The organism is Bacillus sp. JAS24-2, from assembly GCF_008274905.1.
GTDB lineage: Bacteria > Bacillota > Bacilli > Bacillales > Bacillaceae_G > Bacillus_A > Bacillus_A cereus.
In genome coordinates, this window is the sequence record NZ_CP031068.1 from 1,480,069 (window position 1) to 1,494,917 (window position 14,849).

Below are 14,849 nucleotides of genomic sequence, written 5' to 3' on the forward strand. Positions count from 1 at the left end.
ATGAAGCAGCATCCATTTAAAATTGCATCGCTTGGTATGCAGCATATGCTTGCAATGTATGCTGGAGCAATTATCGTTCCGCTTATTGTGGGCGGTGGACTTGGTTTAAATCAAAAAGAGTTAACATATTTAGTCTCAATTGATTTATTAATGTGCGGCGTTGCGACAATTTTACAAGCATTATCAAATCGCTTTTTCGGTATAGGACTTCCCGTTGTACTTGGTTGTACATTTACAGCGGTTGGACCGATGATTGCGATTGGAAAACAATACGGTGTGTCTTCAATTTATGGAGCAATTATTGCAGCTGGGTTATTCGTTGTTATTTTTGCGAAATTATTTGGAAAACTTGTAAAACTATTTCCACCTGTTGTAACAGGATCTGTCGTTACAGTAATTGGAGTTACACTTGTTCCAGCTGCTATTAATGATATGGCTGGCGGAGTAGGAAGCAAAGATTTCGGAAGTCTTGAAAACTTAGCGTTAGCATTTGGAGTGTTACTATTTATCATCATTATGTATCGTTTCTTTGATGGATTTATCCGTTCCATTTCTATTCTATTAGGTTTGTTGTTCGGTACTATCGTTGCAGCGTTTATGGGGAAAGTAAGTTTGCAAGCGGTTGGAGAGGCGGATTGGTTCCACGGTATTCAACCATTTTACTTCGGTACACCAACATTTGAATTAACACCAATTATTACGATGATTTTAGTTGCTTGCGTAGGGATTGTAGAAGCAACGGGTGTATACTTTGCATTATCTGATATTTGCAATAAAAAAATCGGTGAAAAAGAATTAACAAAAGGCTATCGCGCAGAAGGATTAGCGATGGTGTTAGGTGGCATTTTCAACGCGTTCCCATATACAACATACTCTCAAAACGTAGGACTTGTTCAATTAACTGGAGTAAGAAATCGCGTTATTATTTATACTTGCGGTGGTATGTTAATCGTTCTTGGATTTATTCCAAAAATTGCAGCCATTACAACGATTATTCCGAAATCAGTACTGGGCGGTGCGATGTTAGCGATGTTCGGTATGGTTATGGCATATGGTATTAAAATGTTAAGTAGCGTTGATTTTGGTAAACAAGAAAACTTATTAATCGTTGCATGTTCTGTCGGAATTGGGCTTGGCGTAACAGTCGTTCCTACATTATTTTCACAACTTCCAGAAAGCATTCGTATTTTAACAGATAACGGAATTGTACTTGGAAGTGCGTCAGCAGTACTTTTAAATATCGTATTTAATATGGTGCCGCAGCGCAAAGTGAAAGTAGAAGAAGAGCCAGTATCTATGCAAAGTGCAGTAAGAGAAGCGTGAAAAAGCAAGGTCTCGTTATGAGACCTTGCTTTTCTTTTTAAGTGGCATTATTTTCCCGTACGTACCAAGACGCCAAATGTACTCAAGTGGCCCGTATTGGTAATGTGAAAGCCACCAGCGGCTAATAAAGATTTGTAACGTGTAGAAACTAATGCAGAATATTGGTCCAACCCATAATGGAGCAGGATAATAATTTTTAAGGAATAGACCAAATACAAGTAATGTAACAATTGTATGCGAGATGTAATTTGTTAATGCCATTCGTCCAACGTATTGGAATGGACGTAATAATGTTTGCCATTTTTCTTTTTGTAATAAACGCATTAGCGTGAAAATGTAGAATATGAATAACGTTTTTCCGCTAAACATTGTAAAGACCTGCATATAAATTGGTTCATAAAATGGTTTTGATAAGAAGTAACGGACCATGAAGAACCACATTGGTAATGTTAAAAGGAACATAATAATTTGCCATTTTTTAAGTTTTAGATCTAACTCTTTCGTGCGGCGGAAAATATCCTTTTTGCCGGCGTATAAACCAAGCAAAAATAGCCCAACTGTTTCTGGAAGCATAAGTAAATTTAATTCAATTCCATCAGCGTAAAATGCATGGAAACGATTTTTTATTTGTGACACCCAGTCTTCAAGTGGCATGATAGGTAAGGAGAATCCTAATTCTTCCTTTGGAACGAATGCAATCATAATACCTACGATTAGCATGAAAAACTGAAAAATACTCAATAAAACGATAGCCCATATTAAAATAGTACGAGGTTCTCTCTTATAAAATAAAAATAAGAAAAATCCAGCAATTGCATAAGTATGTAAAATGTCTCCGTCCCATAAAAGAACGTAATGTAAGAAACCGAATAATAATAAAATAAGTAAGCGGCGAACAAACAAAGTTTTTGGGCGGTCGGTTTTCGCCTCAGCACGACTCATAAAAATATAAAAACCTAATCCGAATAAAAACGAAAAAATTGTATAAAATTTCGTTTGAATAAACATATCGTAAAATAGGCGAATATAGCTGTCTATCCCTTCGTAAATTCCTGAAAGATCACGTGAGTCAACCCCGGCGATAACAGGCCAATTCACAAGAAAAATACCTAGTACAGCTATTCCTCTAATAATATCGATGGAGTGTATCCTCTCGCCATGTGTGAGATTTTGCGTCATTTTTTTCCTCCTTGTTAAGTAATTCCCTTTTATTATACAAAATGTAAGATGAAGGGGATAGGCGATATTTCCATTTTTTTAAACTGTTAAGTTATGTAGGATAAGATATAATAAGAGTGCACAATAAGTTTTACCCTTTTTCAAAACAGGCAGTAAAGCTCCTTCTTATAAGGAGCTTTCTTTATGAAAAGTGTTGATAATGATTCTCTTTAATGATAAAATATATTTAAAATTGATAATCATTATCAAAAAAGGTTGGTGCGTAAGTATGGTATATACATTAGTAGCAGGTACAGTCGCTGTATATGCAGTTATTGCGAAGTATGTTTTAAATGGAGTAGGAACAGCAAAATGAGTGATATGACATAAAATCCCTTTCATTTGTAAAAAGAATGAAAGGGATTTTTTATTTTTAATGAGAATATGCTGAAAATTTAGTATGATAGTAAAGTGAAACTATAATCAATGGGTAGGTGTAACTCTCACTGGTTATGAGCTCGCAAATAGCGGGGAAAAGTATATACATCTTGGATAAAGGGGAACAAGGGGATGACAAACATAGTACAGACAAACGGTATGAAAAAACTTGTTTGTTTTTATGAAGAGTGGCAAAAACACGGCGATGCAGAGAATAGTTTAAAGTTGTTTGAGGTAATTCAAAAATATAAACAAGAACAGCTTATGATAGCGTTCTGTGGTCACTTCTCTGCAGGGAAATCAACGATGATGAATCATCTATATAAAGCGCAGTTGTTACCAACAAGTCCAATTCCGACAAGCGCTAACGTTGTCAAAATTGAAAAAGGAATGGATCGTGTTGTTGTAACGGTTAAATCTGGAGAACAGTACGAGTATGACGGTGCATATTCAGCTGAAGAATTAAAACAAATTTGTAAAGATGGTGATGAGGTAATTGGTGTTCACATTTATCGGAATGATGCGCCAATTCCTGAAGGTGTTATGTTAGTAGATACACCAGGGATTGACTCAACAGATGATGCCCATCAATTAGCGACAGAATCAACGCTACATCTAGCAGACGTAATTTTTTATATGATGGATTATAATCACGTCCAATCGGAAGTAAATTTGCAATTTGTTAAAGAATTGAAACAACGTAATAAAACGGTTTATCTCGTTGTCAATCAAATAGATAAACATAAAGAAAATGAATTGTCGTTTGAGAATTATAAAGATAGTGTAAAGCAATCGTTCTCTAACTGGGATATTGAAGTAGATGGAGTATATTATACGTCATTACGAATGATGAACCATCCACATAATGAAATTGGAATCTTAGAAACGTTAATTACTTCTATTATGAAAGAAAAAGAGCAGTATGTAAGGACTGGAATGGAGCGAGAAACGGAATATTTAATGGGGGAACATTTCTCGTTTATTGTTTCTGAAAATGAAAAAGCTCTTTTGAAATATGAGGAAGAGTTAGCATCACCACTTTCTATTTCAGAGGTAGTTGAAAAGAAGGAAGAGTTAACGGAAGCGAAAAATCGTGAGGCAAGTAAAGAGTCTCATGTGAGAAATGAATTTATAAAAGGCCTACAAGCTATATTAGATAACGCGTATTTAATGCCATTTGAAATGAGAGAATTGGCAAATGCGTACTTAGAAACGAAATTAACAAAGTTTAAAGTCGGTTTGCTATTTGCGAAAGGAAAGACGGAGCAAGAAAAACAAAGGCGTGTAGAGGCGTTTTATTCTGCCCTTCAAAAGACTGTTGAAACGCAGCTTGATTTTCATGTGAAGGAATTTATTGTAGCCTTCTTAAAAGAAGAAGGATTGTTCACGGAGGAAATTGGGAAAGACATATATGGGTTAGAAATTGCTTTCGGACCAGAAATGTTGGCTGAGGTAATTAAACAAGGCGCAGGTTTCACAGGTGATTACTTACTTCTTTATACAGCGGATGTAGCGAATGAACTAAAGAAGCGTTATTTTATAAAAGCACAGCAAATTTTTGATAAAAGTGCGGTCGTTTTAAAGCAAAAGGTGAGGGAAGCAGTTGCTCGTATTGAAGAAGAGATTGAAACATATACGATGTTGCAAACGGCGAAAGAAACACAATTACAATACAATAACAATTTGGTGGCATATGAAGACTATTTACGAAATGTTTGGCACGATCATATTGCTACGCCTGAAGGTTTGCAAATAGATGAGATATTGCAAAGGGAAAAGCAAATTGTTAGTGAGAAATTTACACTACAAGAGCAGGAAATCGTAAACGATAACGTAGCGATTCATGAAGAAGAGCTGAAAGGAACGGCGGCTTTAAATATTCAGCGGATATTAGAGAAAGTGAAAAAAGCTGAAACGATATTAGAGCCATTGCCAGCGCTGAAACATGTACAGCAAGAGGTAATAGAGAAAAGAAGACGTGTAGAAACAAAACAATTTACAGTAGCGTTATTCGGGGCATTTAGTGCTGGAAAATCATCATTTGCCAATGCCTTACTCGGTGAGAAAGTACTTCCTGTATCACCAAACCCGACGACGGCAACGATTAATCAAATTTTGCCGGTTACAGAGGAAAAACCACATGGAACAGTAATTGTTCAGTTTAAATCAAAGCAAGCGTTATTAGAAGATATGAAAGCTGTTTATAAGCTGTTTCATTATGAGATTGCTACGTTAGATGAAGCGTTAGCACAAATTGATAACGTTATGAAATATCCTTCACCAACTGGGAAGCAAAAAACAACATTTAGCTTTTTACGAGCGGTACAAAAAGGGTATGATGCAGTTTCTACTTATTTAGGAGAACAAGTACAAGTTACATTAGAAGAGTTCTCTGATTATGTAGCGAATGAAGAGAAATCATGCTTCGTTGAGTATATGGAACTTTATTATGATTGTGCTTTAACAAGGCAGGGAGTAGCGCTTGTAGACACACCTGGAGCGGATTCTATCAATGCTCGCCATACGGATGTTGCATTCCAGTATATTAAAAACGCAGATGCTATTTTATTTGTAACATATTATAACCATGTATTCTCTCGTGCTGACCGTGAATTTTTAATTCAGCTTGGTCGTGTAAAGGATACTTTTGCCCTTGATAAAATGTTCTTCTTAATTAATGCGGCGGATTTAGCAGAGTCTGAAGAAGAACTTGAAATGGTAAAAGGTTATATCGCAGATCAGCTACTACAATACGGTATTAGAAATCCGCGTTTATTTGCAATTTCAAGTTTATGTGCGCTTGAAGAGAAACAAGGAAAGAATGTTGAAAAAGAGAAGTATGGTATTTTACAAAACTCTGGGATTACTAAGTTTGAGGAATCATTTACGTCCTTTATGATGAGAGATTTAATGCTTGTTTCTGTGCATGCTCTATATGGTGCGTTGCAAGGGGCAGATCAGCTTTTAGTAAACATGATAAAGGGTGCAAAGCAGGGGAATGAAGAGAAAGAGAAGCAAACGAAAAAATATGAAGCAGAGCGTGATCAACTACTTCATATCATTTCTTCATATAGTGTACTTGCTGAAGAACAGGCGATGCAAAATGAAGTGAAAGAGTTGCTTTATTACGTGCAACAGCGTCTATTCCTCCGCTATAATGATGTGTTTACTGAATTTATTAATCCGGCATCACTTCGAACGGATGGAAATGTGAAAACACAATTGCAACAGTGTGTTATGGAATTAGTAGCATTTATTCAGCATGATTTATTACAAGAAATGCGTGCGACATCATTACGCCTTGAAAAATGGATAGACGAAGCGATGAAGCGTGCAAAGGATGAAATTGTAGTGAACTGTAAAGTAGAAAATGAATCAATTTCTATGAATGGAACAGTGGAGTATGAATACAAAGATATTACACATAAAGAACCGTTCCCTTCAGTTGAAATAAAAGATTTCAAAAAAGCACTGGCACATTTTAAAAATGAGAAAAGCTTTTTTGAAAAGAATGACAAGGCTTTTATGCAAGAAGACGCTAAATCTGTATTAGAACCGCTCGTATCAAACTATGTAGCTGATGAAAAACATTTATTTGTTCATCATTATAAGCAAGAGTGGGATATGAAGTGGAATTTATTCGAAAAAGTGATGCAGCAAGATGTGATGAACTATTATGAAAGTATATTGTTTGCATTGGCTGAAACGATCGATGTATCTCTATATGAACAAAGTAAAGAACAATTGCAAAAGCAGTTAGTAGAGATTGAAAAAGAAATTTATGTTATATAGTCGTTATGAGAAAAAGATTCGTTCAATTTTCTTTTGAAGTACAGTATCTAAAGATTTTACAAATCCAGCAAATTCATCGGTAGAAATCATATGAGTAAGAACGAGTCGTCTGCCATCTGGTGTTTCACCGCATAAGACGAATGAAGAAAATTCATATGTTTTGTTTTCAACTACTAATTTTGGATAGGAATACGTGTCGCTTTTCTTCTTCTTTCCATCAATAGAGATGACGTTGCATTTTTTCTCATTGTTGTCCATGGTGAATCCCTCCTTTCTATTATTTATGGTAGACAAGGAGGGTTTAGAACAATAGAGAAGGGGGAATTTTTTATGTCTGTTGTAATAGAACGTATTCCAAAAGAGGCTATACCGAAGGCTTTATTGTTACTTGCTGATCCAAGTGAACGGCAAATAGCTACGTATGTACAAAGAGGATTAACATACGTAGCTAAGCAGGGGGGGAGCGTTATCGGCGTATATGTTCTTTTGGAAACAAGGCCAAAGACGATGGAAATCATGAATATTGCGGTTGCAGAGCATTTGCAAGGAAAAGGGATTGGGAAGAAGCTATTAAGGCATGCTGTAGAAACTGCTAAAGGATATGGTATGTCAAAACTTGAAGTTGGTACAGGCAATTCTAGTGTTTCACAACTTGCTTTATATCAAAAATGTGGATTTCGTATTTTTTCTATTGATTTTGATTACTTTTCGAAGCATTATGAAGAAGAGATTATTGAAAATGGGATTGTATGTCGTGATATGATCCGGCTTGCAATGGAATTGAATAAAAACGTATAACTATTTAGGGGGAAGAGAAGATGGAAGTACATAAAGCAATTACAGCACATTCTCGTAAACAAAATGAAAGTGTAAAAGCATGTTTACAATTAGATGCACAGCGTGAAGCAGCTATTGAAGCTGCCGTATCTCTTGCGTCAAATGGGAAAGAATTTTCGGTTGATGTCATTAATGTTGTAACGAAGCAGATTAATGATCTTGCAAAAAATGGTGTTACCTTGCAGCGTAAATATGTTACAGAAGAAATGGTTATGGAGTATGTAAGTCGTTTGAAAGAGAAAGAAGGTCGTTAAAGATGATAGTTACAGTCGAATGGTTACGTGAGCATATAGAAGATGAGAATGTCCGTATAATCGATTGTCGTTTTGATTTAGCGAATCCTAATTGGGGTAGAGAAAAGTATGAAGAAGGACATATTCCTCATGCGTTATATTTTGATTTGAATTTAGATTTATCAAGTCCTATAGCAGAACATGGTGGCCGCCATCCTTTACCAAATATTGAGGAGTTTGCAGACAAGCTTTCGAAGGCTGGTATTGATGAACATACGACAGTAATTGCGTATGACAGTCAAGCCGGTGCAAATGCTGCTCGTTTATGGTGGTTATGTAACTATGTAGGACATGAGAAAGTATATATATTAGATGGTGGTTTCCAGGCTTGGAAAGAGAATGGACTACCGACAACAGCGGAAATTCCTGTTGCTATACGAAAAACATTCAAAGCTAATATACAAGATCATATGCTTGTAACGATGGAAACGGTCAGAGAGAATATCCGTGCAGGTGCGGATGTTACATTAATTGATTCAAGAGAGCCCAAACGTTATGCTGGTGTAGAGGAACTTGTCGATCATAAAGCAGGACATATTCCAACAGCGGTAAACCATTTTTGGAAGGATGGAATGTTGCAATCAGGACAATTTAAGAATAAAGCTGGGCAACAAGAACGATTCCAAAATCTGTCGAAAGATAAGGAAACCATTGTATATTGTGGTTCTGGTGTTACGGCATGTCCAAATATCGTCGCATTAAAATTGGCTGGATTCCAAAATGTTAAATTGTATGCAGGTAGCTGGAGTGATTGGATCTCTTATCCAGAAAATCAAATTGCAAAAGAAGAAGATTAATCACTTGCATGCAAAAATAATTTGTATTAAAATAAGGTCACAAGCAAGAGATTGCTCGAAAAACTTTGTATTTTACACATTGGAAACAATGTGATAATATAACGACAAGTAAATAATACATCCTGCGGTGTGCGTAACTTATTTATGTCTAAAACCGATGTTAGTTATACGGAAGCTCAATATTTAGCGACCATCATCAAGCCTTCCTTGTGGAGGAAGATGTACGGTAACTGTGAGGGCATCCACCTGCGAGTAGCGGGTTTTTGGACATTTACGAGGAGCGGCACGTGCGGGGGTCTTATTTCAACTAACCTTATATAAAATTCCTACGGTGTACGTAGCTTATGCATGTCTTAAACCAATAAGTTTAATATGGAAGTTCAATATTTAAATGTAGCTAACATGCCATCTTTTTAAGAAGGAAGTTACAAACATTTGTGAGGGCATCCACCTGTGAGAGCAGGTTTATGGACATCTAGAGAGAACGGCATATGTGGGGCTATATAAAAACCTTACGTTTTATACGTAAGGTTTTTTTGTTGCATAGATATATTAATATTATCTTGATTCACCTGTGAAGTTTCCGTAATAAATGTAGCACTTTCTGTCTTCATCAATCTCTCTTGAATCCAAGGAGAATTCCATAGAAATGCCGTCTCGCTGAATATATATAATATCTGAATGAAGAGATGGTAAAATTTCTTCGTAGTTCCATACATCTTGACTATCTACTAAGCTTGAACTCGTTTCACTTAGTTCTCTAATTTCAAAACCGATGTGGGAGTATGTAGGGTCTGAAGGGTCATTGGCGAAAACTTCTTTTTGAATATAAATAACTGCTGTTCCGTCTGGATCAACCGAAGTTGCAGTAACAACATAAGTATTTTTCTCTTTAATAAAATATTCACAAGTCATGCGTGCGATAATTTCAGAATTAGAAATATTGGCGTAGTTCCATAAAGCAGGATACCCTTTCGTTTCATCATTAAGTCGATATTCTAAGCGCATTTTATACCTCTTCTTCCTTTTTCTTCTACTTTATCATGCCATCCTATATAATAGGAATAGAATTTAAAAAGGGGAGTGCGAAGGTGACAAAAACGAAATGGCTAGTAGGTGGTGTCGTAACGTCTTTAATGACTGGCACTTTATTTGGTTGCGCACAAGATCTTCCCCCAAAACCGAATGATAATAGTTGTTCTGATTGGGATTGGGATGATGAACTTGGGGTATGGCAGTGTGATGATAGTAGTTCAGGTTATCGTGGGCATTATTTCTATGGTGGGCGATACTATCAAAATAAATCCACTTTTAAAAATTCATCGGCGTTTAAATCGTATCAATCGTCTGCTGAATTTAAAGGTGGAATTGGAAGCGGTTCAAAGGGAGGATTTGGGGGCTAAAATATGTCGCAATACATAAGGGATCGAAAAGAATTTTATTTAAAATATCCGAATTTTTGGTCGGATTTATATGAATGTGAGTATAGTTTGTTTCATGTTTTTTCTATAACAAATCAGACTTTGGACCAATTACACTTAGCGACTGAACGAATGGGCAAAATATTTTTTAAGACTGCTAGACTGCTGCGTAATCTAAGTGACGAACAGCTTCTAGATCTTGGCTTTCCATCCGCGAGTTTATCATTCATTAGAATGAAAGGGCTTTATCCTGAATCTGTAATTTCGCGATTTGATTTTGCTGTAACAGAGGATAACAAAATCAAAATGCTTGAGTTTAATAGTGATACACCAACTTTTATTGTGGAATGTTTTCAAATGAATGGGAAAGTATGTGAAAATCTAGGCTATGATGATCCAAACTCAGATCAAGAACGATTGCTATCTTCTGGTGTAACGAAAGCAGTAATGGAAGCGACAAAGGGATTAGATAATCCAAATGTTGTTTTTACAGCACATCATGAACATATCGAGGATTGGAATACCACTATGTATTTAAGTCAGCTATGCCATGTTGAAAATAAAGTAGTGCCAATTTCAGAACTTAGAATTACAAAAGATGCTCTAGTTGATAAAGATGGGGCGAAGATTGATGTTTTATATCGCCAAACATATCCGATAGAAGATTTAATTGAGGATCAAGATCCTGAAACAGGAGATTTGGTAGGTGTGGAACTGCTGCAACTTGTAAAAGCCGGAAAGCTTTTTATAATAAATCCTTTGTCAGCATTTTTACTTCAGCCAAAATCAATTCAGTGTCTTATTTGGGGGTTAGCAGAAGAAGAGGTCTTTTATACAAACGAGGAACAACAGTGGATTAAAGAATATATGTTACCTACATATTTAGAACCAGATTTATTTTTAGGAAAAGGTTCTTTCGTTCAAAAACCTTCATTTGGTAGAGAAGGAGATACAATTACGATTCGCGATAAGGATGAAAATATTATGCTTCAAAATGCACATCAAACGTATAAAACTGCACTGCCGATATTTCAAAAGTATACAGAACTGCCAGTCGTATCCTTGGAAACAGAAAAAGGGATGGAGAAACTGTCCTATGTGTTTGGTTCTTTTTTAATTGCTGGAAAAGCGAGTAGTATCGGTATTCGCGCGGGAGAAAAGATTACAGGAAATGAATCGTACTATTTACCGGTAGGTATAAAAAGGAGGGGGAAAAATGATTAATTTTTTATTATATTTAGCAGTAACACTTGGACTTTTATGTATTGGTCTGTTCTTGATGGAAGTGACAACGAAAGTTAAGGAATTTAAGTTAATGGCTCAAGGTAATAAGGCGGTAAGCTATGTGCTTGGAGGGCGATTACTTGGGTTAGCTATCGTTTTATATTCGACAGCAGCTAATTCAATTTCACTTCTTGATATGATTTCATGGGGAGCAGTTGGGATTTTGGCTCAAATTATCGTCTTTTATTTAGCTGAGTGGCTTACACCACGCTTTAATATAAACAAAAGTCTCGAAGAAGATAATCAAGCAGTCGGTCTTTTTCTTATGTTTTTATCGCTTTCAATTGGGATTGTAATCGCTGGTTGTATAACTTATTAAAAACTTTACGTTTAAACGTAAAGTTTTTTATTTTATACCGCTATTTGCCGGGCAGCCCGATTGGTGAGGGCTAATAATCAGTGGCGGATGAACAAAACCCCCACTGATTAAAGTTTCACTTTATATACGTTAGTTTGCCATACCATTTGAAAAAATTGTAGGCTACGGTTGACATCTATTTTAAATAAGAGTAACATTTTCAATGTAATGAAAATAAGTCTCTGTTAGGTGAGGCTCCTGTATAGAGAAATGCTACTGCCCAAAAATGTCGAGAGACGCCAATGGGTCAACAGGAATGATCGAATTAAGGTTTTTCTTAACGTAGCTGGTAATGTACCTATGCTATACAGTGCTAAAACTCGGTGAGGGAGAGGTCCGTAGATTTCTAATTATATTAGAAATCGTTTATTTGTGTATGTAATGGCCGCTACTCTCTTAAGGGTAGGGGTCTTTTTTGTTACCAAGCTATGAGTAATTTCATATTATAAACTATAAAATTAAACGAGGAGGTGAGGAGCATGTCAAATTCTGACTCGGTTCCGTTACCCATATACTTCAAATCAAAAATTTATGATGTAGGCAGGAAACGATTTGTTCCTCCCTCTATATTTATCACAATATAGCGTTTATAAAGCGCGAGACACTTTCACAGTAAAGTGGATAAATTGAGAAACAAAGCGTTTCTTCCTATGTTGTAAAGGAGGAGACGATAATATGTTATATGCAAACAAAACTGTGGGTAACACGTCATATAAACTAAGTAAAAAATCAATAAAAGAACAAACAATGCTCCAAAAAAATAAAGATTTATTAATTGAAATTGCAACAAGAGATGTAAAATCTGTATTTGCATATTTTAAAACAACAAGAGACGGGCTATCAATGAAAGAGGCACAAAAACGTATTCAAGTATATGGCCGAAATGAACTAACTTCAAAAAGAGCACTTCTTGCAGAAGTAATGATGAAGCTAGGTGGCATGATTCCAGGTTTTTCAAAACAACGTGTGTGTGATGAATTACAACGTGAAACGATTACTGTATCTAGAGTAGAATGTTCTAGTAGTACAGGGTTAAATAGTGAACTGAAAATGATGGAGATACCTGTGCAAGAACTTGTACCTGGAGATATGATTTTTCTTTCGGCTGGAGATGCTGTGCCAGCTGATGTACGTATTATTTATGCAGATGATTTATTAGTGAATGAGTCTGTATTAACGGGAAACGAAGCGAATATAGAGAAGTTTGAGAGCTGCTATCACCTTGAACGTAAACGGTTTATTCCATTAAAACGGATGAAAGATTATAATCCACTTGAGCTTGAAAATGTATGTTTTAAAGGTTCGCATATCGTTAGTGGAAATGCAAAAGCTATCGTTGTTTCTACTGGAAAAAATACGTATTCAGGCATCTTGCATACTTGTTGTAGCAGAACGTCTTAATGTGTTAATGATGCTAAATATACAAAAACAATGTATAATAGACAAAGTTGAGCAAAAACGTAGAATGGTAATCTATTTATATAACCTTACGTGATAACGTAAGGTTATTATTTTTTTAATAGGAGAGGAATTATGAAAAAAGTATTATTAGTTGATGGTATGGCACTATTATTTCGTGCTTTTTACGCAACAAGTGTCTACGGACAATTTATGAAACGACAAGATGGAACCCCTACGAACGGGATTCATGGTTATATGAAACACTTATTAACAGCTACGCAAGCGATCGAACCAACACATATCGTTACATGCTGGGATATGGGAAGTACGACATTTAGAACAGAATCGTTCTCGAATTATAAAGCAAATCGTGCAGCGCCACCAGAAGAATTAATTCCTCAATTTGATTTAGTGCAAGAAATGACTGCAAAATTATCCATTCCAGTTATCGGTATGAAAGGCTACGAAGCCGATGATTGTATCGGTACGCTTGCAAAACAATATTGCAATGAAGCTGAAGTTTATATTTTAACAGGTGATACGGATTTACTTCAACTTGTTGATAAGAGCGTTACAGTCATGCTTCTGCGTAAAGGAATTGGAAATTACGAATATTACACACCGGAGAAAATCATGGAAGAAAAAGGTGTAGAGCCGTGGCAAATCGTCCATGCAAAAGCTTTCATGGGAGATACAAGTGATAATTATCCAGGGGTAAAAGGTATCGGTGAAAAAACAGCGTATAAGCTTATTCAAGAGCACGGAACAGTATCCGCTGTACTAGAAAATGTAGAATCATTAACAAAAGCGCAGCGTACGAAGATTGAAAGTGATTTAGAGAACTTAAATATTTCGTTACAATTAGCCCAAATTCACTGTGAAGTTCCAATTTCATGTTCACTAGAAGAAGGATTACACACAATGGATGAAGAAAAACTTAGATTTGTTTGTGAAGAAATGAATTGGGGAAGACCTGAAATATTAATAAATATGCTATAAATAGTTTGGGAAGAGGGATGTTGCATAAGTCGAACTTTGACTTGGTGACACCTTCTTTTTGTTTTTGTAAACAGTATTATAATAAATAAAATTATGTCGAACTCAATTTTAAATATATAAATATTTCGACAAGATATAATGATAAAAGTTGATGAAAATAATAACTTTTATCATGAAGTGAATTAATTTCAACATAGTTTTAGATAATCATTTTTTCGTGTTCACAAAGTTGTCAGAAAATAAACGAGATTTTCATATGAAGTTCAAATAGAATTCACAACAATCAATTATTATAAGAACACACAGATAATTCTTTATCTTTTATATAAACCATCCCCCAAGGAGGACAATGAAAATGAGAAAAAAAGTGAGAAAATCTTTTAAACAATTATTAATTGAAAATAAACAATCACTATTAAATAATAAAGAAAATATGAAAGAAATTGAAGAGAGAATTGAGAAACGACATGTAGCATATAGTGGTGCCAGTAATTAAATAAAATAAAAAAGATAGCCTATGTAGGCTATCTTTTTTATTTTATATTGAAAAAACGCTATTCAGCTCTTTAATTTTGTAAATATGCAAGATATTTTTATAGCGTTTTTCTATCAATATTACTCATTTTTCGAGGTTGAAATTGGTATATACCAATTTTTGAGATTTTCTATTCAAAATATTACAAAAAATGTTACAATACACTCAAATTTATACTATAAAATCATTTTAATATGAAAAATTGGAATGAAA

15 protein-coding genes, 2 other RNA genes and 1 riboswitch are annotated in these 14,849 nt (G+C 35.3%); of the genes, 14 read left to right on the forward strand and 3 right to left on the reverse strand.

The genetic code is table 11. The features are described from left to right. Complete coding sequence (gene pbuX / locus DN407_RS07750) at positions 1 to 1,323, forward strand: xanthine permease PbuX (protein ID WP_000809223.1); 1,323 nt, start codon at positions 1 to 3, stop codon at positions 1,321 to 1,323. Positions 1,324 to 1,338: 15 nt separating this feature from the next. Here pbuX and DN407_RS07755 read toward each other — a convergent pair whose 3' ends face one another. Then, on the reverse strand, positions 1,339 to 2,502 hold the full coding sequence (locus DN407_RS07755) for a DUF418 domain-containing protein (protein WP_149216148.1): 1,164 nt from the start codon (positions 2,500 to 2,502) through the stop codon (positions 1,339 to 1,341). 190 nt (positions 2,503 to 2,692) lie between these two features. Here DN407_RS07755 and DN407_RS31960 point away from each other — a divergent pair, with 190 nt between their 5' ends. After that, positions 2,693 to 2,857 carry a hypothetical protein gene (locus DN407_RS31960; RefSeq protein ID WP_002100871.1) on the forward strand — a complete coding sequence of 55 codons (165 nt, stop codon included), beginning with the start codon at positions 2,693 to 2,695 and terminating at the stop codon, positions 2,855 to 2,857. Between the two features lie 194 nt (positions 2,858 to 3,051). Further along, the gene (locus DN407_RS07760; protein ID WP_149216149.1) at positions 3,052 to 6,711 is read left to right on the forward strand and encodes a dynamin family protein; all 3,660 of its coding nucleotides are present in this window, start codon (positions 3,052 to 3,054) and stop codon (positions 6,709 to 6,711) included. A gap of 3 nt (positions 6,712 to 6,714) precedes the next feature. Here the strand turns inward: DN407_RS07760 and DN407_RS07765 are convergent, their stop codons facing one another. Continuing rightward, positions 6,715 to 6,969: a DUF3931 domain-containing protein gene (locus DN407_RS07765; RefSeq protein ID WP_000369740.1), complete on the reverse strand. Its 255-nt coding sequence runs from the start codon at positions 6,967 to 6,969 to the stop codon at positions 6,715 to 6,717. 72 nt (positions 6,970 to 7,041) lie between these two features. Between DN407_RS07765 and DN407_RS07770 the strand changes: the two genes are divergently transcribed. From DN407_RS07770 to ssrS (DN407_RS07790), 5 genes are all read left to right on the forward strand, one after another. After that, positions 7,042 to 7,509, forward strand: coding sequence for a GNAT family N-acetyltransferase (locus DN407_RS07770; RefSeq protein WP_000117686.1), 468 nt, complete (start codon positions 7,042 to 7,044; stop codon positions 7,507 to 7,509). 20 nt (positions 7,510 to 7,529) lie between these two features. Continuing rightward, positions 7,530 to 7,802, forward strand: coding sequence for a YpbS family protein (locus DN407_RS07775; RefSeq protein ID WP_000451818.1), 273 nt, complete (start codon positions 7,530 to 7,532; stop codon positions 7,800 to 7,802). Positions 7,803 to 7,804: 2 nt separating this feature from the next. Further along, on the forward strand, positions 7,805 to 8,638 hold the full coding sequence (locus DN407_RS07780; RefSeq protein ID WP_000637566.1) for a sulfurtransferase: 834 nt from the start codon (positions 7,805 to 7,807) through the stop codon (positions 8,636 to 8,638). Positions 8,639 to 8,754: 116 nt separating this feature from the next. Further along, positions 8,755 to 8,937: non-coding RNA, 6S RNA (gene ssrS / locus DN407_RS07785), on the forward strand. Positions 8,938 to 8,958: 21 nt separating this feature from the next. Further along, positions 8,959 to 9,142: non-coding RNA, 6S RNA (gene ssrS / locus DN407_RS07790), on the forward strand. Between the two features lie 54 nt (positions 9,143 to 9,196). On the opposite strand, the gene DN407_RS07795 is transcribed toward ssrS (DN407_RS07790), so the two are convergent. Then, on the reverse strand, positions 9,197 to 9,646 hold the full coding sequence (locus tag DN407_RS07795) for a hypothetical protein (protein WP_001235520.1): 450 nt from the start codon (positions 9,644 to 9,646) through the stop codon (positions 9,197 to 9,199). Between the two features lie 83 nt (positions 9,647 to 9,729). On the opposite strand from DN407_RS07795, the gene DN407_RS07800 reads away from it, so the two are divergent. From DN407_RS07800 to DN407_RS07830, 6 genes are all read left to right on the forward strand, one after another. Continuing rightward, positions 9,730 to 10,041, forward strand: coding sequence for a hypothetical protein (locus DN407_RS07800; RefSeq protein ID WP_000169030.1), 312 nt, complete (start codon positions 9,730 to 9,732; stop codon positions 10,039 to 10,041). A gap of 3 nt (positions 10,042 to 10,044) precedes the next feature. Further along, complete coding sequence (locus tag DN407_RS07805; RefSeq protein WP_149216150.1) at positions 10,045 to 11,283, forward strand: glutathionylspermidine synthase family protein; 1,239 nt, start codon at positions 10,045 to 10,047, stop codon at positions 11,281 to 11,283. After that, entirely contained in the window at positions 11,276 to 11,662 is a 387-nt protein-coding gene (locus DN407_RS07810) for a DUF350 domain-containing protein (RefSeq protein WP_000606857.1), read from the forward strand. Before DN407_RS07805 ends, DN407_RS07810 begins: the two co-directional genes overlap by 8 nt. Before the next feature lie 213 nt (positions 11,663 to 11,875). Then, positions 11,876 to 12,041, forward strand: a riboswitch (M-box (ykoK) riboswitch). Between the two features lie 335 nt (positions 12,042 to 12,376). Then, positions 12,377 to 13,102, forward strand: a complete 726-nt coding sequence (locus tag DN407_RS07820; RefSeq protein WP_000964949.1) for a P-type ATPase actuator domain-containing protein — start codon at positions 12,377 to 12,379, stop codon at positions 13,100 to 13,102. Between the two features lie 132 nt (positions 13,103 to 13,234). Beyond that, complete coding sequence (locus DN407_RS07825) at positions 13,235 to 14,101, forward strand: 5'-3' exonuclease (protein ID WP_000757075.1); 867 nt, start codon at positions 13,235 to 13,237, stop codon at positions 14,099 to 14,101. Between the two features lie 355 nt (positions 14,102 to 14,456). Continuing rightward, the gene (locus DN407_RS07830) at positions 14,457 to 14,597 is read left to right on the forward strand and encodes an FbpB family small basic protein (protein ID WP_001228048.1); all 141 of its coding nucleotides are present in this window, start codon (positions 14,457 to 14,459) and stop codon (positions 14,595 to 14,597) included. The last annotated feature ends 252 nt before the right edge of the window (positions 14,598 to 14,849 follow it).